Source organism: Citrobacter sp. Igbk 16 (assembly GCF_028069755.1).
In the GTDB taxonomy this organism is placed as follows: Bacteria; Pseudomonadota; Gammaproteobacteria; order Enterobacterales; family Enterobacteriaceae; genus Citrobacter.
In genome coordinates, this window is sequence record NZ_JANEWJ010000016.1 from 19677 (window position 1) to 41192 (window position 21516).

Below are 21516 nucleotides of genomic sequence, written 5' to 3' on the forward strand. Positions count from 1 at the left end.
TATTTACATAGTGCCGCACCTTTGGTTTCTTTTCCTTGCGCTCACGCAGTAAAAAAGTCACCAGAAATCGATTTGAGAATATTTTGTACTTTATGGCTATTCTGCAGGACGCGGCAGATGAGATTCATGCTAGTTTAGACATCCAGACGTATAAAAATAGGTAATACAACATGGCAGATAAGCAGCTTGAGACCAAACTCGTTCACGCCGGGCGTAGTAAAAAATACACGCTGGGTTCGGTAAATAGCGTGATCCAGCGCGCGTCTTCACTGGTATTCGACACCGTTGAGGCGAAAAAACAGGCGACGCATAACCGCGCAAACGGTGCCCTTTTCTATGGACGTCGCGGCACGCTGACGCATTTCTCACTGCAGGAAGCGATGTGTGAACTGGAAGGCGGCGCGGGCTGCGCCCTGTTCCCTTGCGGGGCAGCAGCCGTTGCCAACACCATCCTTGCCTTTGTTGAACAAGGCGATCATGTGCTGATGACAAACACCGCCTATGAACCCAGCCAGGATTTCTGCACTAAGGTACTGGGCAAGCTTGGCGTGACAACCGGCTGGTTCGATCCGCTGGTCGGTGCGGATATTGTGAAGCATATACAGCCGAACACTAAAGTCGTTTTTCTTGAGTCTCCAGGTTCTGTCACCATGGAAGTTCATGATGTTCCGGCTATTGTTGCCGCAGTCAGAAGCGTAGTGCCTGAGGCTGTAATCATGATTGATAACACCTGGGCTGCGGGCGTGTTGTTCAACGCGCTGGATTTCGGTATCGATATCTCAATTCAGGCAGGGACGAAATATCTGATTGGTCATTCTGACGGCATGGTTGGGACAGCGGTATCCAATGCCCGTTGCTGGGATCAACTGCGTGAAAACGCCTATCTGATGGGACAAATGCTGGATGCCGATACTGCCTATATGACCAGTCGCGGATTGCGGACGTTAAGCGTTCGCCTGCGCCAACACCATGAAAGCAGTTTAAAAGTCGCCGAGTGGCTGGCTGGCCATCCGCAGGTTGCCCGTGTGAATCACCCGGCACTTCCCGGCAGCAAGGGACACGAGTTCTGGAAACGCGACTTTACCGGTAGCAGCGGCCTGTTCTCATTTGTTCTGAATAAGAAGCTAAATAATGAAGAGCTGTCTGCGTATCTGGATCACTTCAGCCTGTTCAGCATGGCCTATTCCTGGGGCGGTTTTGAATCACTGATTCTGGCTAACCAACCGGAACATATCGCGGCAATCCGTCCGGAAGGCAAAGTGGATTTCAGCGGAACGCTCATCCGTTTACACATCGGTTTAGAAAATGTTGACGATCTGATTGCCGATTTAGCCGCAGGATTTACCCGAATCGAGTAACATTGCCGCAGATGGACATATATGCAGACACTTCTGGTGGAAAAGTCTGCAATTGTTGCGTCCGGGATCAAGGCATCCCGGACAATTCAGGAGTACAATCCACTTATAAACGCTGTTCCACAGGAAAGTCCATGGTAGTCATTCAAGATATTATCTCCGCGCTCTGGCAACACGATTTTGCCGCGCTGGCGGATCCACACGTCGTGAGCGTGGTGTACTTTGTGATGTTCGCCACGTTGTTTTTAGAAAATGGCCTACTGCCCGCTTCCTTTTTGCCCGGTGACAGCCTGCTATTACTGGCAGGAGCGCTGATCGCTCAGGACGTGATGAGTTTTTTACCTACCATAGCGATTCTGACTGCCGCTGCCAGCCTCGGTTGCTGGCTGAGCTACATTCAGGGGCGCTGGCTGGGCAATACACGAACAGTGAAAGGCTGGCTGGCACAATTACCTGAAAAATATCATCAGCGTGCTACCTGTATGTTTGACCAGCACGGGTTGATGGCACTACTCGCCGGACGTTTCCTGGCGTTTGTACGCACCTTGCTGCCGACCATGGCGGGGATTTCAGGGCTGCCTAACCGTCGCTTCCAGTTTTTTAATTGGCTGAGCGGCCTGCTGTGGGTCACTGTGGTCACCAGTTTCGGCTATGCGCTCAGCATGATCCCGTTTGTTAAACGCCACGAAGATCAGGTAATGACATTTTTAATGATCCTGCCAATCGCCCTGCTAACCGCAGGTTTGCTGGGAACGCTGTTCGTGGTGATTAAAAAAAAATACTGTAGCGCCTGAGCTGCGTCCGTAGGCCGGGTAAACCCCGGCATTTCGCCTTATAGCGCACAGCGTTAAGGCCTACGGAGAACCCGTCTGTTCGACAAGAGATCAACTCCCCTGCATCATCCTAATTCTGGCTGCATCTTCCCCTGGCGTGACGCCAAAGTAACGTTTGAACTCCCGACTAAACTGCGATGCACTCTCATAACCCACGCGCATTGCCGCCGCACTGGCTTTCATCCCATCATGAATCATCATCATCCGCGCTTTATGCAATCGATAGCTCTTCAGATACTGCAACGGTGAAGTACTGGTCACCGATTTAAAATTATGATGGAACGCCGACACGCTCATATTGGCCTCTGCCGCCAATTGCTCAACATTGAGATTTTCGGTGTACTTGGTTTCAATTCGCTTCAGCACACGGCTTATCAAACTGAAATGTGTCTGGCGACTGACCAGCGCCAGTAAGGCTCCTCCGCGTGGCCCGGTCAGCACATGGTAGAGGATCTCACGAATAATCTGTTTTCCCAGAATACGTGCATCCAGTGGCCGCTCCATCACATCCAGCAGGCGTTCCGCTGCACAGAGAATTTCATCGGATAGCGTCGCCGAATTGATCCCGCTTGCCGCCATTGCGGGCTGGAACAGCTCATCCTCCCCAATATCCATCAGCAATTCCTGCAATTGCAGGATATCGACGTTCAGGCGGATACCAGCCAACGGAACGTCCGGTGTCGCATAAGTTTCACATTCAAAGGGTAAAGGTACTGTTAGCAGTAAATATTCGTTGGCGTCATAGCGAAAGACACGCTCGTTGATATAACCAATTTTATGTCCTGAAAAGAGAAATATGATGCCAGGCTGATACATCACTGGTGTGCGCATCCCTGGTTCAGAACCATACAATAAGCGAATATCAGGCAGCAGATCATTCAATTTATTTTCATTGTTTTTCAGCTGCTTAATTTTATCTGTCAGCAGGAGACAGATCTCATCACGGTTCATAGGGCACCATTTCATCATTGATTTGCAACCTTGATATAGTGCGCACTTTTATCTCTTTTCTCCAGTAGTCTGTAGAAATGGGCAAGACATCGGCAGAAATGAGCATTGAGAGGAACGCGTCTGACGACCACAATGTTCACCATCAGGCAGACACTCGCCTACCCTCTTTTTTACCCACACAAGGTAACGAGCAATGAACAACTTTAATCTCCATACCCCAACCCGCATTCTGTTTGGTAAAGGCGCGATTGCAGAACTGCGCGACCAAATCCCGCAGGATGCTCGCGTACTGATTACCTACGGCGGTGGTAGCGTGAAAAAAACAGGCGTTCTGGCACAAGTTCAGGACGCACTGAAAGGTCTGGATGTGCTCGAGTTTGGCGGTATTGAGCCGAACCCATCCTATGAAACGCTGATGAACGCGGTAAAAATCGTGCGTGATGAGAAGGTGACATTCCTGCTGGCGGTAGGCGGTGGTTCTGTACTGGATGGCACAAAATTCATCGCCGCAGCGGCACATTATGCAGACGGCGTTGACCCGTGGCGCATTCTGGAAACTCGCGGTAACGACGTACAAAGCGCCGTCCCAATGGGCTCGGTACTGACCCTGCCAGCAACCGGCTCAGAATCTAACTCTGGCGCGGTAATTTCGCGTAAAACGACTGGCGACAAACTGGCCTTCATGACCCCGTTTGTCCAGCCGGTATTTGCTGTACTCGATCCGGTTTACACCTATACCCTGCCACCGCGTCAGGTTGCCAACGGCGTGGTAGATGCTTTTGTTCATACCGTAGAACAATACGTGACTTATCCGGTAGACGGGAAAATTCAGGATCGCTTCGCCGAAGGCATTCTGCTGACGCTGATAGAAGACGGTCCGAAAGCGTTGCAGGAGCCGGAAAACTACAATGTGCGTGCTAACGTCATGTGGGCAGCCACTCAGGCACTGAACGGTCTGATCGGCGCAGGCGTACCGCAGGACTGGGCAACCCATATGCTGGGTCACGAACTGACGGCAATGCACGGGCTTGACCACGCTCAGACGCTGGCAATCGTCCTGCCTGCATTGTGGAATGAAAAACGCGATACCAAGCGTGCCAAACTGCTGCAATACGCAGAGCGCATCTGGAATATCACCGAAGGCTCCGAAGACCAGCGCATTGATGCCGCGATTGCCGCCACCCGTCAGTTCTTCGAACAAATGGGTGTACCGACTCGCCTGTCTGACTACGGTCTGGATGGCAGCTCCATCCCGGCACTGCTGGAAAAACTGGAAGCGCATGGCGGCACGAAACTGGGTGAACATCAGGACATTACGCTGGACGTCAGCCGCCGGATTTACGAAGCTGCCCGCTAAGGTTTTTTTAACCTCCGGCTTTCGTTTTTGGCTATTTATACCAGGCTTAAGTCACATAAACCTCACCGGGGCTTGCTCCGGTGTACTCAATTTACACCCAATCATTCATGATGCATCGAGGCGGCAATTGAGTGAATCCCCGGGAGCGTACATAAGTACGTGACCGGGGTAAACGCAAGCAGCCAACAAAGAGGCAGCCTGAAGGATTAAGTGTGGGGGGGAATTATGACCGGTCCAACCATTATCAAGCTACAGGATGGTAACGTCATGCCGCAACTGGGCCTGGGGGTCTGGAAGGCAAGCAACGAAGAAGTCATCACCGCTATTCATAAAGCGCTGGAAGTAGGGTATCGCTCAATTGATACCGCTGCGGCGTACAAAAACGAAGAAGGTGTCGGCAAAGCATTACGCAATGCGGGCGTGCCACGCGAAGAGTTATTCATTACCACCAAGTTGTGGAATGATGACCAGAAGCGCCCGCGGGAAGCATTGCTCGAAAGCATGGAGAAACTCCAGCTCGATTACCTCGATCTCTACCTGATGCACTGGCCTGTCCCGGCAATCGATCACTACGTTGAAGCGTGGGAAAACATGATCGACCTGCAAAAAGAGGGGCTGATCAAGAGCATCGGTGTGTGCAACTTTCAGATCAATCATCTCCAGCGCCTGATGGATGAAACCGGCGTACCTCCGGTGATTAACCAGATAGAACTTCACCCGCTTATGCAGCAACGCCAGCTTCACGCCTGGAACGCAACACATAAGATCCAGACTGAGTCCTGGAGCCCACTGGCGCAAGGCGGTAAAGAAGTATTCGATCAAAAGATCATTCGCGACCTCGCTGAAAAATATGGCAAATCACCGGCGCAGGTCGTCATTCGCTGGCATCTGGATAGCGGTCTGGTTGTCATCCCGAAATCCGTCACCCCTGCCCGCATTGCCGAGAACTTCAACGTCTGGGACTTCCGCCTGGATAAAGATGAAGTCGGTGAAATTGCAAAACTCGATCAGGGTAAACGACTGGGCCCTGACCCGGATCAGTTCGGCGGTTAATCTCTCCTCTCCAGCCCGGCATTCCCGTCGGGCTTTTCCCTTGCCGAAATATTAAGAAACAATAAACGCACAACTATAGATGTATTTATGGCACATCCACGTGCAGCATTACGCAATATAACTTACTAATTATTCAGTAATAATATTGATCTCATGAATACATCACAAATATCTATAGGTGCGTGACCATGGCGGGAAAAACACAGCAAGGCGTCAAATGGTTCCCATTGATTCTTATACTATTTATTTCTGCCGGGCTCTGGCAGCTTACCCCACCCAGTGGGTTAAGTGCGCCAGCCTGGCATTCAGCCATTATCTTCGTTGCTACCATTGCTTCTATCGTGGCAAAAGTTCTGCCTATTGGCGCAGTCGGCATTATCGGTATTACCGTTTTTGCCCTCGCTTATGCTGCCGGGGATAAAACCGCCAGTGGTGCTATTACCACCGCACTGAGCGAACTGAACAGTTCGCTAATCTGGCTGATTGTCGTCGCCTTTATGATTGCCCGCGGATTTATCAAAACCGGCCTCGGTCGACGTATTGCACTGCAGATGATCCGCCTGCTCGGAAAACGTACCCTGGGACTCGCCTACGGACTGGCGTTTGCGGACCTGATACTTTCCCCAGCAATGCCAAGCAATACGGCACGCTGCGGCGGCGTCATCTATCCGATTGCCGACTCTCTGGCGCGCAGTTTCCATTCGAACCCGGAAGATGAATCCCGCAGTAAGATCGGCACCTTTCTTATCACCTGTATTGGCAACGTCAACGACGTCACCGCCGCGCTCTTTATGACCGGCTATACCGGCAACCTGTTGGCGGTGAAACTGGCAGCCAACGCGGGGGTCACGCTCACCTGGGGCAGTTGGTTTATGGCGGCGCTGCTGCCTTGCCTGGTTTCCTTACTGCTGGTTCCATTACTGGTCTACTGGATTGTGCGTCCGGAAATTAAACACACGCCGGATGCCCCTAATCTGGCGCGTAAAGAGCTGGCGGAAATGGGCCGTATGTCACGCGGTGAATGGCTGATGCTGGCTACTGTCGGCGTCCTGCTGGTGCTGTGGATTTTTGGTGATACGCTGGGCGTCGACGCCACCACCGCCTCATTTGTTGGCTTATCCATCTTGCTGCTCAGCGGCGTTCTGAGCTGGGAAGATGTCAAAAGCGAGAAAGGTGCATGGGATACGCTGATCTGGTTTGCCGCACTATTGATGATGGCAAATCAGTTGAAAAAACTGGGCTTTACCACCTGGTTTGGCAACCTGATTGGCGATAGCCTGAGCAGTACCATGCATGGAACCAGTTGGGTGGTTGTCCTGCTGCTGCTGAACGCCGCGTACTTTTATACTCACTACTTTTTTGCCAGCGGTAATGCGCAGATTGCGGCGCTGTACGCCGTTTTCCTTGGCGTCGGCCTGCATTTGAATATTCCAGCAGCCCCTACGGCGTTGATGCTGGCCTTCACCAGCAGCCTGTACTGTTCCCTCACTCAGTACACCCACGCTCGCGGCCCGATTCTGTTTGGTGCCGGGTACGTTCCAACGGGCGTCTGGTGGCGCACAGGATTCATCATCAGCCTGTTTAATCAAGCCGTCTTTATCACCGTAGGGCTGATGTGGTGGAAGATGCTGGGTCTGTACTAAACTCACTGCGTCCTGACGAAACGTCTTATCTACGGAGAAAAGGAATGACCTGTATTTTCTGTCAAATTGTTGAAGGTAAAGCGCCCTGCCATAAAGTCTGGGAAGACGAGCATCACCTGGCCTTTCTGTCGATTTTCCCGAACACCGAGGGGTTTACCGTGGTGATCCCGAAAAAGCACTACCCCAGCTATGCATTTGATATGCCGCCGCAGGCGCTGGCAGACCTGATGCTGGCGACCCAAAAGGTGGCGAAAAAACTGGATAACGCTTTCCCGGACGTCAGCCGTACAGGGATGTTTTTCGAAGGGTTTGGCGTGGATCATGTGCACAGTAAGCTCAGTCCTATGCATGGCACAGGTGATTTGACGCACTGGAAACCGATTGAGTCCCGGCAGACTAAATTTTTCGAGCGATATGAAGGGTATCTGTCGTCACATGACCACGAACGGGCTGACGATGAAAAACTGGCCGCATTAGCGGCCAGAATTCGCGAAGCATAAATACGGAGCACGTCTGCCGGATGGCGGTGCAAGCACCTTATCCGGCCTACAAAACTGTGCAGTTCGTAGGCCTGGTCCACACTTCACCACCAGTTAAGACCGTTTAACGTCCTGCAACCTTACCGCGTTTTTTATTCGCCGCAGGTGTCTGACGCTGGTGCGCGACCGGCGTATGCTTAGTCAGCGCCGGACGGGTATGGCGGTTCTGACGACGTGCTTCACGCATCTCTTCCAGCGTCGGGGCCGGAACCAGACATTCGCGACGACCACCAATCAGATGCTTTTTCCCCATATCTTCCAGCGCCTGACGGATTAACGGCCAGTTAGCAGGATCATGGTAACGCAGCAGGGCTTTATGCAGACGACGCTGCTTATCACCTCTTGGCACCACCACATCTTCACTCTTATAACCAATTTTGCCCAACGGGTTTTTCCCGGTGTAATACATGGTTGTAGAGTTTGCCAGCGGTGATGGGTAGAAGTTCTGCACTTGATCCAAACGGAAACGACGCTGTTTCAGCCACAGAGCCAGATTCACCATATCCTCATCACGCGTACCCGGGTGCGCAGAGATAAAATAGGGGATCAGGTACTGTTCTTTACCGGCCTGTTTAGAATAGGTATCGAACAACTCTTTAAAGCGGTCGTAGCTGCCCATCCCCGGCTTCATCATCTTCGACAATGGGCCTTCTTCGGTATGCTCCGGCGCAATCTTCAGGTAGCCACCCACATGGTGAGTTGCCAGCTCTTTAATATAGCGCGGGTCCTCAACGGCGATGTCATAACGCACCCCGGATGCGATAAGGATCTTTTTAATGCCTTTCAGATCACGCGCGCGGCGGTAAAGATTAATCGTCGGTTCGTGGTTAGTATCCATATGCGGGCAGATATCCGGATAAACACAGGACAGACGACGACAGGTCTGTTCTGCACGCGGAGACTTACAGCGCAGCATATACATGTTTGCCGTTGGGCCGCCGAGATCGGAAATCACGCCGGTAAAGCCCGGAACGGTATCGCGAATGGCTTCGATCTCATTGATGATCGAATCTTCAGAACGGCTCTGGATAATGCGCCCTTCGTGCTCGGTGATCGAACAGAACGAGCAACCACCAAAACAGCCACGCATGATATTGATCGAGAAACGGATCATCTCATAGGCGGGAATACGGCTGCTACCGTATGCCGGATGCGGTACACGCTTGTACGGCAGTGCAAAGACGCTGTCCATTTCTTCGGTCGACAACGGGATCGCTGGCGGGTTAACCCAAATATAGCGATCGCCATGCTTTTGCATCAGTGCACGCGCGCATCCTGGGTTCGTTTCGTGGTGCAGAATGCGCGACGCATGGGCGTACAGTACTTTGTCGCTTTTCACTTTCTCGAAAGACGGCAACAGTACATAGGTTTTTTCCCACGGCTTCGGACGCGGCGGCTGTACGGTTACCGCTTTCGCTTCTTGTTTTTTCGGTGCCACCGGTTTGTTGTCAGCACACGGCAAATCTTCGCCATACGGATGGGGGATGGGGTCAATTTTTCCTGGCATATCCAGACGTGTGGAATCCACCCCGCTCCAGCCCGGCAGCGCTTCTTTAACCATAATCGCGGTATTACGCACGTCGCGGATCTGATCAATGGTTTCGCCCATCGCCAGACGGTGTGCGACTTCCACCAATGGGCGTTCGCCGTTGCCAAACATCAGCATGTCCGCTTTTGAATCCACCAGCACGGAACGACGCACGGTATCTGACCAGTAATCGTAATGTGCAGTACGGCGCAGGCTGGCTTCAATACCGCCGAGAATAACCGGCACATCTTTCCAGGCTTCTTTACAGCGCTGGGTATAAACCAGCGTCGCGCGGTCCGGGCGTTTACCCGCCACGTTGTCCGGCGTATAGGCATCGTCATGGCGCAGTCGGCGATCGGCGGTATAACGGTTGATCATCGAGTCCATGTTGCCGGCAGTTACGCCGAAGAACAGGTTCGGTTTGCCCAGACGCATAAAGTCATCTTTGCTGTTCCATTCCGGTTGGGCGATGATCCCCACGCGAAAGCCCTGTGCTTCCAGCATACGGCCGCAAATAGCCATGCCGAAGCTCGGGTGATCGACGTATGCATCGCCGGTAACCAGAATGATGTCGCAGCTATCCCAGCCAAGTTGATCCATTTCGTCGCGTGACATCGGCAAAAATGGTGCCGGCCCAAAGCAGGCGGCCCAGTACTGCGGCCAGGAGAAAAGGTCTCTGTCCGGTTGGATCAGGGATATTGCGCTCATAATGCTTCCAAAAAAATGGTAAAAAAATAATCAAAGGCCGGGGATTATACGCTGGATCAACAGGGGAAATGAAGGAGTATTGTAAGGATGTTAAATTTCATCTCTGCTGGTGCTACGCTGACCGTGCCTGTGCTTTCGCACGGCCCAGGCCGGGTTAGGCGAAACCGCCACCCGGCACAGGAATATCCGTTACGGAGCCGGATTCACCAGCATCTGTCCAATAGAACCACGGTCTGCCATTTCCAGCGTCTGGCTGTTGAAGTAGAACGGGAAATGCGCCCAGGAAGGCTGTCCATAATAGACCAGCAACTCCACTTGTCCATCAACCCAGACGGTATCTTTCCAGCCACGGTCTTCCGGGAACGGCATCGCACCATTCACATTACGGATCAGGAAAGAGACGCCTTCAATATGGAACGACTGCGGCATATCCGCGCGCACCGTCCAGCGCTCCCAGGAGCCCTGCTGCGCCGTGATATCCATGCGATTGACATCCCATAGTTGGCCATTGATTCCGGGATCGTCATCAAGGCTAATATCACGGCTGCGAATCGGCGAGCCGCTTAAAATTTCGGTGGGTAACAGACGCATTGGCAGGCTATCCGTTACCAGCGGCAGAAGGCCGGTTGGTCGCAGAGTCAGTACCAGCGTGGAGATCAGGATACTGGAAGGTTCAAAGAAACCACGGATCCTGTCAACAATACTGGCCGCCTCGCCGCAGGTAATCGAAACTTCATCACCGTTGGTCATATCGACCAGAATCTCACGACGCTCACCTGGCGCCAGCGATAGCTGCTTCACCGAAACCGGCGCGGGTAAAAAACCCTGATCGCCTGAGATAACATGCAGCGCACGACCATCGCTCATTTTCAGCAGATAACGACGCGAGTTTGAAGCATTCAGCAAACGCAAACGCACCCAGCCACGGGACACTTCGACATACGGACTTTGCGCCCCGTTGACCAGAAGAGTATCCCCCACAAAACCACCGCTGCCCGGCTCGCTATATTCTGGCGTACCGAAGTTATCCAGGCGTTTATCCTGAATAATGACTGGAAAATCATCCACGCCATAGTGGTTAGGGATTGGCAGTGATTTACTCACTTCATCTTCAACCAGCCACATCCCGGCAAGGCCGTTATAGACCTGCTGGGCTGTGCGATTTGGCGTATTGGCGTGATACCACAAGGTCGCAGCGCTCTGGCGGATCGGCAGCACGGGTGCCCAGTCCGCATTAGGCGACATCATACGCGCCGGCCCCCCCATAAGAGGACCTGGCACCTGTAATCCGGCAACGGTCATTGAGACATTTTCTGTCAGACGGTTGCTGTAGATAAGCTTGACGTCATCGCCTTTCCAGACGCGGATTGTCGGCCCCAGGTAGCGCCCGTTAACACCCCAGACGGGTGCGCGCGTGCCAGGCGTAAACGACCAGTGCGCACGTTGCAGCGTCATAAATAGCGGCTGTCCCCGACGGGACTCCAGCAGGGGGGGAACAGGTAGCGGTTGTTGCTGACCGGCAGCATTAGCCTTCAGCGGAACAGCACCTGCACACAGTGCGATCCCCGATGCCTGAATGAACTGACGCCGACTGAATGACATATAAGCTCCATGAAAAACTGGCGATTAACACGCAGGAAATCATTTCCTGTAACAAACCCGAAATGAGCGAATTAAACCTTACCGGCAGCTTCCCGCTCAGCAACTTCTTTATCGAGTTCTGCGATTTTTTGTTCCATCAGCGTACGGCAATGCGCTGCCAGTTCACGAACCTGATCTTTACCAAAATGACTGATATCCACTGGCGGCAGCATCTCTACAATCGCCAGCCCATTATTCAGCCGGTTCAATTTGATCTTATTAGAAGTCGTTGAAACGCAAACAGGGATAACCGGGACACCCGCAGCAATTGCCGCATGGAACGCCCCTGTTTTAAACGGTAACAGACCACGGCCACGGCTACGCGTTCCTTCAGGGAACATCCAGATAGAGATACGACGCTTTTTAAAGTGATTCACAACTGCCGCAATGGTGCTGTGCGCTTTGGCGCGGTTATTTCTGTCGATCAACAGATTACCGGTGAGCCAGTACAGCTGTCCGAAGAAAGGGATCCACAACAGGCTTTTTTTACCTACTGTAACCGTCGGTGGCTGAACGATATTCGCTGCGGTAACCATGTCATAGTTATTCTGGTGGTTACAAATATAGATAGCATTACCATAGTTCTTCGCGTCAGGCGGCATGCGGCACTCGACCTTCAGGCCATACAGGGGAGCCAGGCGACCAAACATATGGCCGAACGTCGCAACGTGTTTTGGATTTCTTGGGCTGAACAGACAGTATATGCAACCGAAAATACAGACCAAAATGCAGTAAATAACAGTAATAATTAAACGAAAAATATATAGCATAACAACCTCTAAAGGCCTAAGAGCCTGGCATTCTACGTCACCTGATTCCGAACACTACATCAGGTTAGGGCATTGTTAAGAGCGGCTCTCTGGAAAAGCGTATTGTTAATCGCAACGCACGAATAAACAACGGTTTCACGGGAATTTTTAAAACAAGCTCTCCCTGTGCGAAAACAGGGAGAGCCAGACGCTGGCGTTATTCTTCGCTGTCGCCGTGACTGGCGCGTCGAGGCGAGTCAATCTCAACACGGTCGATGCGTTGCAGACCGCGCATGAGCGTACCGCGACGACCACGCTCGCCGGTTACCTTCTGTAGCTCTTCAGGGCGCAGTTTAATTTTGCGTTTCCCGACGTGGATAGTCAGCGTGCTTTGCGGCGGCAGCACGTAGAGTTGTGCCAGACCATCTTCGCCTTTCGCCGCTTCTGCAGAAGGAATATTGATTATCTTGTTCCCTTTGCCTTTCGACAGTTGCGGCAAATCGCTCACCGGGAACATCAACATGCGACCGGCCGTCGTTATCGCCAGCAGCATATCGGTTTCATCTTCAATCACCACCGGCGGCATAACATGCGCGTTTTCAGGCAGCGTAATCAATGCCTTGCCCGCACGGTTACGCGCAACGAGGTCATTGAAGGTGCAGACAAAACCATAACCGGCATCAGATGCCATAAGCAGTTTCTGATCGTCGCCTTCCATCAGCATATGTTCAACCGTCGCACCCGGTGGTAGCGTGAGCTTACCGGTCAACGGCTCCCCCTGACCCCGTGCCGACGGCAGCGTAATCGGGTCGATAGCGTAGCTGCGTCCGGTCGAGTCAACGAACACCACTGGCTGGTTGCTCTTCCCTTTCACTGCCGACTTAAAGCTGTCGCCTGCTTTATAGCTTAAGCCCGGAGCGTCTATATCGTGGCCTTTCGCACTTCGCACCCAGCCACTCTGAGACAGCACAATGGTCACCGGCTCAGACGGCAACATGTCGTGCTCGCTCATCGCCTTCGCTTCTTCGCGCTCCTGCAATGGAGAACGGCGATCGTCACCATAGGCATCCGCATCAGCCTGTAGTTCTTTCTTCAGCAGGTTACTCATTTTGCGTTCAGAGGCCAGAATGCCCTGCAGTTGATCGCGCTCTTTAGCCAGTTCATCCTGCTCACCGCGGATTTTCATCTCTTCCAGTTTGGCAAGGTGACGTAATTTCAGCTCAAGAATGGCTTCCGCCTGAGTTTCTGAAATACCAAACCGTGACATCAGCTCGGGTTTAGGTTCATCTTCATGACGAATAATTTCAATGACTTCGTCAATGTTGAGGAACGCTATCAGTAAACCTTCAAGAATGTGCAGGCGCTTGAGTACTTTCTCCAGGCGATAGTTCAGGCGGCGGCGCACAGTATCGCGACGGAACGTCAGCCACTCGGTGAGGATCTCCAGTAGGTTTTTAACTGCCGGACGACCGTCGAGGCCAATCATGTTCAGGTTAATGCGATAGCTTTTTTCCAGATCGGTAGTGGCAAACAGATGGTTCATCACCTGTTCCATATCCACGCGATTCGACCGCGGGACAATCACCAGACGAGTCGGGTTTTCGTGATCCGATTCATCGCGCAGGTCGTCGACCATTGGCAGCTTTTTATTGCGCATTTGAGCCGCAATCTGCTCCAGCACCTTTGCGCCGGAAACCTGGTGCGGCAGCGCGGAAATCACCACCGCGCCATCTTCTTTCGTCCATACCGCACGCATGCGTACGGAACCGCGTCCGTTTTCGTATATTTTACGAATCTCCGCACGCGAAGTAATGATCTCTGCTTCGGTCGGGTAATCCGGTCCCTGTACGATATCCAGCAACTGATCCAACGTCGTTTTCGGCTGTTCAATCAGCGTAATTGCCGCTTTGGCCACTTCACGCAGGTTATGCGGTGGAATATCCGTCGCCATACCCACAGCAATTCCGGTCGTGCCGTTCAGCAGAATATTCGGCAGACGCGCAGGCAGCATTTTCGGTTCCTGCATGGTGCCGTCGAAGTTTGGCACCCAATCCGACGTTCCCTGACCAAGTTCACCCAGCAGGACTTCCGCATATTTCGACAGACGGGATTCCGTGTAACGCATCGCGGCGAAGGATTTCGGATCGTCCGGTGCCCCCCAGTTCCCCTGCCCGTCAACCAGCGGATAACGGTAAGAGAACGGCTGGGCCATCAGCACCATCGCTTCATAGCAGGCGCTGTCGCCGTGTGGATGGTATTTACCCAGCACGTCACCGACAGTACGGGCTGATTTTTTAAACTTGGCGCTGGCGTTCAGCCCCAGTTCGGACATCGCGTAAACGATGCGACGCTGAACAGGTTTCAGACCATCACCAATAAACGGCAACGCCCTGTCCATGATGACGTACATGGAGTAGTTCAGATAGGCGTTTTCCGTGAATTCATGCAGCGCAAGGCGCTCTGCCATATCGCTCATTAATCGTGGTTCCTCAACTTATACCCGTCTATTGAAGGGCAATATTGCCGCAGATACTACCCTATCTGGCGTGTTGAGTCACAAAGTTCAGTGGATTTGGCGACGCAGAAATAACAATGCATCGCCAGGCATTGATGGTGAACAACGCTATACCAACGGCAAATAAATATCCGTGAGTAACTCGTGTTCGGCAACCTCATGCACGAAATTGAGATACTGGAAATAGACCGGGAAATCACGCGGTGTTTCACCGCTACCCGGTAGCCATTCCCGGAAAAGAAACCACACGCTGTCAGAAAGCGTGTCCAATGCCCCCTGGTGGCGCACTACTGCACAGCGTCCGGCGGGAATTTCACTGTTCACGACGCCAAACGCATTTTCGGGGACCGCCTGGCTGACGCTCCCGCAAATATCAAAACGAAACTCTGCCGGCGGCGTGCTCTGTGGGTCATGCCAGGCAATTCCAAATGTCTGGCTGCCAGCAACCGGTGACAAGCCCGTCGTGCGTCGCCATTCGATAAACTTTGCGGCACTGGCGTTAACCAAATCCGGATGGCCCCGATGCGTTAACATCGCCACCTGAATACGAGGGACATCGACAATTTTTACGTCCATTACGTGCTGCTCCTGAAATACCTGCTTAGGAATACGCTGGTGCCAGTCCAGCCAGTCCGGGGTTTGCCGGAACTGGCGAGGGCTTTTACCAAACGCAGTTTTGAAAGCACGTGTGAACGACTCCGGATTCTGAAACCCGGCATCCAGCGCAATATCAATGACTTTATCCTGCGGGTTAAACGCCAGCCGCCATGAAGCACGGCGCAGACGAAGCCACTGGATATAGCGATAAAGCGGTTGGCCACTCCAGGCAGTAAACTGCCGGTGAAAATGAAATGGCGAACTGTGCGCCATTCGGCTTAACGCCTCAAGTGTAAGGGGCTCGTCCAGATGACGCTCAATGTGTTCACAAACACACCGCAATCGTCTGGCATAAGCCGCGCTGAATCGGTCATTCATCACTGCCTCCTTGTGGCTTATTCTGTCCACCTGGCCGCATTGAATCCTGACCGATCTTGCGCACTCTTCGTAGGATTACGGATTTACTTTGCGGATTTGTTTCACGTCGATTTCAACGGAGTTCCAGTCTTTATCCACTTCGCCCTGGATCTCAACCACATCCTGCGGCGTGACGGTTACGCCGTTCCAGCGCTTATGGTCAATATCCACATTCACCGTGCCGGTCGCATCTTTAAACACATACAGATCGTCGGAAATACGCTCAACGATGTTCCCACGCAAGGTAACCCACGCATCATCGCGCAGCGATTTAGCACTTGCTACTGTCGTGATGCTGCCGTTCGGGCCGACAAACCCGCCGCTTTGGCTTTGCGTAGTCGTCGTTGGCCCAGAGAAGCCGCCCTGCTGCGCTGCCAGAACAGGTGCGGAACACAATGCCATCACGGCAACCATTGCAGCTAATTTTTTCATCTTCATGTCTCCCTTTCATGTTGGTTTACGACTATTTAATAAGTTAATCCTTAACAAGTTCTTAAGGCAAAAAAAGATACTTTTTTTGCTGTACAGAGACCGTTGTCACAAGGTTTACTGTCGGCAAAGAGCGTTACCGCAGGGAAGAACATATGCGTATTTTACTGATCGAAGATGACACGTTGATTGGCGATGGCCTTAAAACAGGTCTGAGTAAAATGGGTTTCAGCATTGACTGGTTTACCGAAGGTCGTCAGGGAAAAGAAGCGCTGTACAGCGCCCCTTATGATGCGGTGATCCTTGACCTGACGCTACCAGGCATCGACGGGCGCGATATCCTGCGCGAATGGCGGGCAAAAGGTAAGCAAGAGCCTGTGCTGATTCTGACGGCTCGGGATGCGCTGACAGAACGCGTTGAAGGCCTGCGCCTGGGCGCGGATGACTATCTGTGCAAACCCTTTGCACTCATCGAGGTTGCCGCCAGACTGGAAGCATTGGTACGCCGCGCCAGCGGTCAGGCCAGCAATATTCTGAGCCATGGTCAGGTCTCACTTGATCCCGGCGCGCTGGTCGCGACAGTCGCAGGTGAACCTTTGTCACTCAAACCCAAAGAGTTCGCCCTACTGGAACTACTGATGCGTAATAAAGGCCGCGTGCTGCCCCGCAAACTGATCGAAGAAAAACTGTATAACTGGGATGAAAACGTCTCCAGCAACGCTGTTGAAGTGCACGTCCACCACTTACGCCGTAAGCTCGGCAGCGACTTTATCCGCACTGTACATGGCATTGGCTACACCCTGGGTGACGCATGAAACTCACACAACGCCTCAGCCTGCGCGTCAGGCTAACGCTTATATTCATGATTTTGGTTTTAGTGACCTGGCTGATTTCCAGCTTTGTCGCCTGGAAGCAAACGACCGATAACGTGAATGAGATGTTCGACACGCAACAGATGCTGTTCGCCAAACGCCTTATCACGCTGGATCTCGATGAACTAAAAGCCTCTGAACGCATAGCGCATACCCCGAAAAAATTCAAACATGGTCATATTGACGACGATGTTCTAACCTTTGCGGCCTACACGCCAGAAGGGAAAATGGTTCTTCACGATGGCGACAATGGTCAGTACATTCCCTATAGCTATCGCCGGGAAGGTTTTGACGATGGCTATCTGAATGGCGACAACGATAAATGGCGTTTTGTCTGGCTGACTTCCGCAGATAAAAAGTATCGAATCGTTGTCGGCCAGGAATGGGAATATCGTGAAGATATGGCTTTAGCGATTGTGACAGCACAATTAGTGCCGTGGTTGGTCGCTTTGCCGCTGATGCTGTTAATCCTGATTGTGTTGTTAAGTCTTGAACTTAAACCACTGAAAAAACTGGCGAAGGCGCTACGTTTACGCGACCCGGAATCAGAAGAACCGCTCAGTTTGAAAGGCATTCCTGGCGAGGTCCGCCCGTTGGTTGAATCACTCAATCAACTTTTCACTCGTATTCATACCACCATGGTGCGTGAACGGCGCTTTACTTCAGATGCTGCTCACGAGCTGCGTAGTCCGCTGACGGCGCTGAAAGTGCAAACCGAAGTGGCGCAACTGTCTGACGATGATCCTCAGGCAAGGCAAAAAGCCTTAATGCAGATGCAGGCCGGGATCGATCGCGCTACACGTCTGGTCGATCAGTTACTGACGCTTTCGCGCCTTGACTCCCTCGACAACCTTCAGGATGTAGCGGAAATCTCGCTGGAGGAGTTGCTGCAATCTTCGGTGATGGATATCTACCATTCGGCCCGACAGGCGCATATTGATGTGCGTTTGCAGATTAACGCCCACGATATCAAGCGTATGGGACAACCCTTGTTACTTAGCCTGATGGTGCGGAATCTGCTGGATAATGCGATTCGCTACAGTCCGCAGGGCAGCATTGTGGAAGTGACGCTCAACGCCCGCAATTTTAGCGTCAAAGATAACGGCCCGGGCGTTGCACCGGAAGTCCTGACACACATTGGTGAACGCTTTTATCGTCCACCGGGACAAAGCGTTACCGGCAGTGGTCTGGGCCTGTCGATCGTTCGTCGTATCGCGACCTTACACGGGATGTCTGCCTCCTTTGGTAATGCTCCGGAAGGCGGTTTTGAGGCAAAAATCAGCTGGTAAAGACCTCATTATTGCTAATAATGCAAAAGACTTTGCACATTTTGCTAATTTCACCGCACCGCCCGTGGGGGTAAAATCGTCCTCAAACGTATTTCCTTGAGGACACAAAATGAGCAACATTCTGATTATCAATGGTGCGAAAAAATTCGCTCACTCCAACGGTCAGTTAAACGACACCCTGACCGAGGTCGCGGATGGCCTCCTGCGCGACCTCGGGCATGATGTTAAAATCGTGCGTGCAGATGGCGATTACGACATTAAAACTGAAGTGCAGAACTTCGTCTGGGCTGATGTGGTTATCTGGCAAATGCCGGGCTGGTGGATGGGTGCACCGTGGACGGTGAAAAAATACATCGATGATGTGTTTACCGAAGGTCACGGTACGCTGTATGCCAGCGATGGTCGTACGCGTTCAGATGCCTCTAAAAAATACGGTTCCGGCGGGCTGATTCAGGGCAAAAAATACATGCTGTCCCTGACCTGGAACGCGCCAATGGAAGCCTTCACTGAAAAAGACCAATTCTTCCATGGTGTTGGCGTTGATGGTGTGTATCTGCCGTTCCATAAAGCAAATCAGTTCCTGGGAATGGAAGCACTGCCGACGTTTATCACCAATGACGTGATTAAAATGCCAGATGTTCCGCGTTATATCGCAGAATATCGCAAGCATCTGACCGAGATTTTTGGTTAACTAGGTACCTGGAATTAGAAGGAGTTAATCATGCTTACTGTTATTGCAGAAATCCGTACACGTCCAGGTCAACATCACCGCCAGGCGGTACTGGATCAGTTTGCTAAAATCGTTCCGACCGTACTGAAGGAAGAAGGCTGCCACGGCTATGCGCCGATGGTGGATCATGCTGCGGGTGTGAGTTTTCAGACCACAGCACCAGACTCAATCGTGATGGTTGAACAGTGGGAAAGCATCGCGCATCTTGAAGCGCATTTGCAGACCCCGCATATGAAAGCCTACAGCGAAGCCGTTAAAGGTGACGTGCTGGACATGAATATTCGTATTCTGGAATCGGGCATTTAAGTTATCGTATTGGCCGCCGGGCCAGATAAGCGCAGCGCCATCGGGCAGAATGACCTTGCCGGATGGCGGTATTAGCCGCCTTATCCGGCCTACATACTCATATTCCTTAGCCTTCGAGATCCGCCAGGTCACCTTTCTCCTGCAGCCAGTTGCGACGATCCTCTGAACGTTTCTTGGCCAGCAGCATATCCATCACCGCATTCGTACGCTGATCGTCCTCATCATCAATGATGAGCTGTACCAGACGACGCGTATTAGGGTCCAGCGTCGTTTCACGTAGTTGCATCGGGTTCATTTCACCCAGACCTTTAAAGCGTTGTACGTTCGGTTTCCCTTTCTTGCGCTTTAACTGCTCCAGCACGCCCGCTTTTTCTTCTTCTGTCAGTGCGTAATACACCTCTTTACCGAGATCGATACGGTACAACGGAGGCAGCGCCACATAGACGTGACCGTGTTTCACCAGCGTACGGAAGTGTTTCACAAACAGCGCACACAACAGCGTCGCGATGTGCAGACCATCGGAGTCCGCATCCGCCAGAATACAGATCTTGCCATAGCGCAGTTGGCTCAGATCATCGCTGTCTGGATCGATACCGATCGCTACCGAAATATCGTGAACTTCCTGCGAGGCCAACACTTCATCAGAAGAGACTTCCCAGGTATTGAGGATCTTACCTTTCAGCGGCATGATCGCCTGGAATTCACGATCGCGCGCCTGCTTGGCCGACCCGCCCGCCGAGTCACCTTCAACGAGGAACAGTTCGGTGCGGTTGAGATCCTGTGCGGTACAGTCCGCCAGTTTCCCCGGTAGCGCCGGACCGCTGGTCAGCTTTTTGCGTACTACTTTTTTCGCCGCACGCAAACGACGCTGCGCGCTGGAAATCGCCATTTCCGCCAGTTGCTCGGCTGACTGCACGTTCTGGTTCAGCCACAGGCTGAAGGCATCTTTCACTACGCCAGAAACGAATGCCGCACACTGACGTGAAGAAAGACGCTCTTTGGTCTGTCCGGCAAACTGTGGATCCTGCATTTTTACCGACAGCACATAGGCGCAACGATCCCAGATATCTTCTGCTGACAGCTTCACGCCGCGCGGCAGAATATTACGGTACTCGCAGAATTCGCGCATCGCGTCCAGCAGTCCCTGACGCAGGCCGTTAACATGCGTACCGCCCTGCATAGTAGGGATCAGGTTGACATAACTTTCAGTCAGCAACTCACCGCCTTCCGGCAGCCACAGCAATGCCCAGTCTACAGTCTCAGTCTCACCACTGAAGTTACCGATAAACGGTTTTTCCGGCAGCGTTGGCAGGCCGTTGACGGCTTCGCTCAGGTAGTCATTCAGACCGTCCTGATAGCACCAGCGCTGCTCGCTATTGTTAACTTCATCTTTAAAGGTGATTTCGACGCCCGGGCACAGTACCGCTTTCGCTTTCAGTACGTGCGTTAAGCGAGAAATAGAGAAACGTGGGCTGTCAAAGAAGGTTTCATCCGGCCAAAAGTGCACGCTGGTACCGGTATTGCGTTTACCGCAAGTACCGACCACCTGCAGATCCTGCACTTTGTCACCGTTTTCAAACGCGATGTTGTACACCTGACCATCGCGACGCACGTTCACTTCTACACGTTTTGAGAGTGCGTTGACCACGGAGATACCCACCCCGTGTAAACCGCCTGAAAACTGGTAGTTCTTATTGGAAAACTTACCGCCTGCATGCAGGCGACAGAGGATCAGCTCGACCGCGGGAACGCCTTCTTCTGGGTGAATATCCACCGGCATGCCGCGTCCGTCGTCAATGACTTCCAGCGATTGATCGGCATGTAAGATCACATCCACGCGTTTCGCGTGGCCAGCCAGTGCTTCATCCACACTGTTATCAATCACTTCCTGTCCAAGGTGATTAGGACGGGTCGTGTCAGTGTACATCCCAGGGCGACGGCGTACCGGCTCAAGCCCAGTGAGTACCTCAATGGCATCAGCGTTATAAGTTTGCGTCATGGTTT

The 21516-nt window shown here is 52.4% G+C and carries 18 protein-coding genes; 10 read left to right on the top strand and 8 right to left on the bottom strand.

Features of this window, described 5'->3' with window-relative positions:
• The first annotated feature begins 170 nt into the window (after nucleotides 1–170).
• Nucleotides 171–1358, top strand: a complete 1188-nt coding sequence (gene metC / locus NNO03_RS12350) for a cystathionine beta-lyase (protein ID WP_271449645.1) — start codon at nucleotides 171–173, stop codon at nucleotides 1356–1358.
• Between the two features lie 131 nt (nucleotides 1359–1489).
• On the top strand, nucleotides 1490–2149 hold the full coding sequence (yghB, locus tag NNO03_RS12355) for a DedA family general envelope maintenance protein YghB (protein ID WP_137382572.1): 660 nt from the start codon (nucleotides 1490–1492) through the stop codon (nucleotides 2147–2149).
• A gap of 90 nt (nucleotides 2150–2239) precedes the next feature.
• Here yghB and NNO03_RS12360 read toward each other — a convergent pair whose 3' ends face one another.
• Nucleotides 2240–3139, bottom strand: coding sequence for an AraC family transcriptional regulator (locus tag NNO03_RS12360; protein ID WP_271442227.1), 900 nt, complete (start codon nucleotides 3137–3139; stop codon nucleotides 2240–2242).
• Between the two features lie 193 nt (nucleotides 3140–3332).
• Between NNO03_RS12360 and yqhD the strand changes: the two genes are divergently transcribed.
• The 4 genes from yqhD (at nucleotide 3333) to NNO03_RS12380 (ending at nucleotide 7692) form a co-directional block, all read left to right on the top strand.
• Nucleotides 3333–4496 carry an alcohol dehydrogenase gene (gene yqhD / locus NNO03_RS12365; RefSeq protein ID WP_271449646.1) on the top strand — a complete coding sequence of 388 codons (1164 nt, stop codon included), beginning with the start codon at nucleotides 3333–3335 and terminating at the stop codon, nucleotides 4494–4496.
• A 225-nt stretch (nucleotides 4497–4721) separates the two neighbouring features.
• Nucleotides 4722–5549, top strand: coding sequence for a 2,5-didehydrogluconate reductase DkgA (dkgA, locus tag NNO03_RS12370; RefSeq protein ID WP_271449647.1), 828 nt, complete (start codon nucleotides 4722–4724; stop codon nucleotides 5547–5549).
• A gap of 188 nt (nucleotides 5550–5737) precedes the next feature.
• Complete coding sequence (locus NNO03_RS12375; RefSeq protein WP_137382568.1) at nucleotides 5738–7192, top strand: DASS family sodium-coupled anion symporter; 1455 nt, start codon at nucleotides 5738–5740, stop codon at nucleotides 7190–7192.
• A 44-nt stretch (nucleotides 7193–7236) separates the two neighbouring features.
• Nucleotides 7237–7692 carry an HIT family protein gene (locus NNO03_RS12380; RefSeq protein WP_271449648.1) on the top strand — a complete coding sequence of 152 codons (456 nt, stop codon included), beginning with the start codon at nucleotides 7237–7239 and terminating at the stop codon, nucleotides 7690–7692.
• Between the two features lie 103 nt (nucleotides 7693–7795).
• Here the strand turns inward: NNO03_RS12380 and NNO03_RS12385 are convergent, their stop codons facing one another.
• The 6 genes from NNO03_RS12385 to NNO03_RS12410 all read right to left on the bottom strand — a co-directional run bounded on the left by NNO03_RS12385 (nucleotide 7796) and on the right by NNO03_RS12410 (nucleotide 16318).
• Nucleotides 7796–9967, bottom strand: a complete 2172-nt coding sequence (locus tag NNO03_RS12385; RefSeq protein WP_202037744.1) for a YgiQ family radical SAM protein — start codon at nucleotides 9965–9967, stop codon at nucleotides 7796–7798.
• Nucleotides 9968–10156: 189 nt separating this feature from the next.
• Nucleotides 10157–11569, bottom strand: coding sequence for a cell division protein FtsP (gene ftsP, locus NNO03_RS12390; RefSeq protein ID WP_005123112.1), 1413 nt, complete (start codon nucleotides 11567–11569; stop codon nucleotides 10157–10159).
• Between the two features lie 71 nt (nucleotides 11570–11640).
• Complete coding sequence (plsC, locus tag NNO03_RS12395) at nucleotides 11641–12378, bottom strand: 1-acylglycerol-3-phosphate O-acyltransferase (RefSeq protein ID WP_040233973.1); 738 nt, start codon at nucleotides 12376–12378, stop codon at nucleotides 11641–11643.
• A 196-nt stretch (nucleotides 12379–12574) separates the two neighbouring features.
• Nucleotides 12575–14833, bottom strand: coding sequence for a DNA topoisomerase IV subunit A (gene parC / locus NNO03_RS12400; protein ID WP_271449649.1), 2259 nt, complete (start codon nucleotides 14831–14833; stop codon nucleotides 12575–12577).
• Between the two features lie 147 nt (nucleotides 14834–14980).
• Nucleotides 14981–15847 carry a GyrI-like domain-containing protein gene (locus NNO03_RS12405; RefSeq protein WP_271449650.1) on the bottom strand — a complete coding sequence of 289 codons (867 nt, stop codon included), beginning with the start codon at nucleotides 15845–15847 and terminating at the stop codon, nucleotides 14981–14983.
• 75 nt (nucleotides 15848–15922) lie between these two features.
• Complete coding sequence (locus NNO03_RS12410; protein ID WP_271449651.1) at nucleotides 15923–16318, bottom strand: YgiW/YdeI family stress tolerance OB fold protein; 396 nt, start codon at nucleotides 16316–16318, stop codon at nucleotides 15923–15925.
• 152 nt (nucleotides 16319–16470) lie between these two features.
• Between NNO03_RS12410 and qseB the strand changes: the two genes are divergently transcribed.
• From qseB to NNO03_RS12430, 4 genes are all read left to right on the top strand, one after another.
• Nucleotides 16471–17130 (top strand): quorum sensing response regulator transcription factor QseB, encoded by a 660-nt coding sequence (qseB, locus tag NNO03_RS12415; protein ID WP_137382562.1) that lies wholly within the window; start codon nucleotides 16471–16473, stop codon nucleotides 17128–17130.
• Nucleotides 17127–18476, top strand: a complete 1350-nt coding sequence (gene qseC, locus NNO03_RS12420) for a quorum sensing histidine kinase QseC (protein WP_271442235.1) — start codon at nucleotides 17127–17129, stop codon at nucleotides 18474–18476. Before qseB ends, qseC begins: the two co-directional genes overlap by 4 nt.
• A gap of 109 nt (nucleotides 18477–18585) precedes the next feature.
• The gene (locus NNO03_RS12425; protein WP_271442236.1) at nucleotides 18586–19167 is read left to right on the top strand and encodes an NAD(P)H-dependent oxidoreductase; all 582 of its coding nucleotides are present in this window, start codon (nucleotides 18586–18588) and stop codon (nucleotides 19165–19167) included.
• 30 nt (nucleotides 19168–19197) lie between these two features.
• On the top strand, nucleotides 19198–19512 hold the full coding sequence (locus NNO03_RS12430; RefSeq protein WP_003024557.1) for a putative quinol monooxygenase: 315 nt from the start codon (nucleotides 19198–19200) through the stop codon (nucleotides 19510–19512).
• Between the two features lie 106 nt (nucleotides 19513–19618).
• Here NNO03_RS12430 and parE read toward each other — a convergent pair whose 3' ends face one another.
• Nucleotides 19619–21511, bottom strand: a complete 1893-nt coding sequence (parE, locus tag NNO03_RS12435) for a DNA topoisomerase IV subunit B (RefSeq protein WP_271449652.1) — start codon at nucleotides 21509–21511, stop codon at nucleotides 19619–19621.
• Nucleotides 21512–21516 lie beyond the last annotated feature (5 nt).

Excerpts from the sequence above, each read along its gene's own strand:
- qseC (WP_271442235.1), top strand. The coding sequence starts at position 17,127 with ATGAAACTCACACAACGCCTCAGCCTGCGCGTCAGGCTAACGCTTATA.
- NNO03_RS12405 (WP_271449650.1), bottom strand. The coding sequence starts at position 15,847 with ATGAATGACCGATTCAGCGCGGCTTATGCCAGACGATTGCGGTGTGTT.
- yghB (WP_137382572.1), top strand. The coding sequence starts at position 1,490 with ATGGTAGTCATTCAAGATATTATCTCCGCGCTCTGGCAACACGATTTT.
- metC (WP_271449645.1), top strand. The coding sequence starts at position 171 with ATGGCAGATAAGCAGCTTGAGACCAAACTCGTTCACGCCGGGCGTAGT.
- parC (WP_271449649.1), bottom strand. The coding sequence starts at position 14,833 with ATGAGCGATATGGCAGAGCGCCTTGCGCTGCATGAATTCACGGAAAAC.
- NNO03_RS12360 (WP_271442227.1), bottom strand. The coding sequence starts at position 3,139 with ATGAACCGTGATGAGATCTGTCTCCTGCTGACAGATAAAATTAAGCAG.
- NNO03_RS12385 (WP_202037744.1), bottom strand. The coding sequence starts at position 9,967 with ATGAGCGCAATATCCCTGATCCAACCGGACAGAGACCTTTTCTCCTGG.
- NNO03_RS12425 (WP_271442236.1), top strand. The coding sequence starts at position 18,586 with ATGAGCAACATTCTGATTATCAATGGTGCGAAAAAATTCGCTCACTCC.
- NNO03_RS12380 (WP_271449648.1), top strand. The coding sequence starts at position 7,237 with ATGACCTGTATTTTCTGTCAAATTGTTGAAGGTAAAGCGCCCTGCCAT.
- qseB (WP_137382562.1), top strand. The coding sequence starts at position 16,471 with ATGCGTATTTTACTGATCGAAGATGACACGTTGATTGGCGATGGCCTT.
- plsC (WP_040233973.1), bottom strand. The coding sequence starts at position 12,378 with ATGCTATATATTTTTCGTTTAATTATTACTGTTATTTACTGCATTTTG.
- NNO03_RS12430 (WP_003024557.1), top strand. The coding sequence starts at position 19,198 with ATGCTTACTGTTATTGCAGAAATCCGTACACGTCCAGGTCAACATCAC.
- NNO03_RS12375 (WP_137382568.1), top strand. The coding sequence starts at position 5,738 with ATGGCGGGAAAAACACAGCAAGGCGTCAAATGGTTCCCATTGATTCTT.
- parE (WP_271449652.1), bottom strand. The coding sequence starts at position 21,511 with ATGACGCAAACTTATAACGCTGATGCCATTGAGGTACTCACTGGGCTT.
- yqhD (WP_271449646.1), top strand. The coding sequence starts at position 3,333 with ATGAACAACTTTAATCTCCATACCCCAACCCGCATTCTGTTTGGTAAA.
- NNO03_RS12410 (WP_271449651.1), bottom strand. The coding sequence starts at position 16,318 with ATGAAAAAATTAGCTGCAATGGTTGCCGTGATGGCATTGTGTTCCGCA.
- dkgA (WP_271449647.1), top strand. The coding sequence starts at position 4,722 with ATGACCGGTCCAACCATTATCAAGCTACAGGATGGTAACGTCATGCCG.
- ftsP (WP_005123112.1), bottom strand. The coding sequence starts at position 11,569 with ATGTCATTCAGTCGGCGTCAGTTCATTCAGGCATCGGGGATCGCACTG.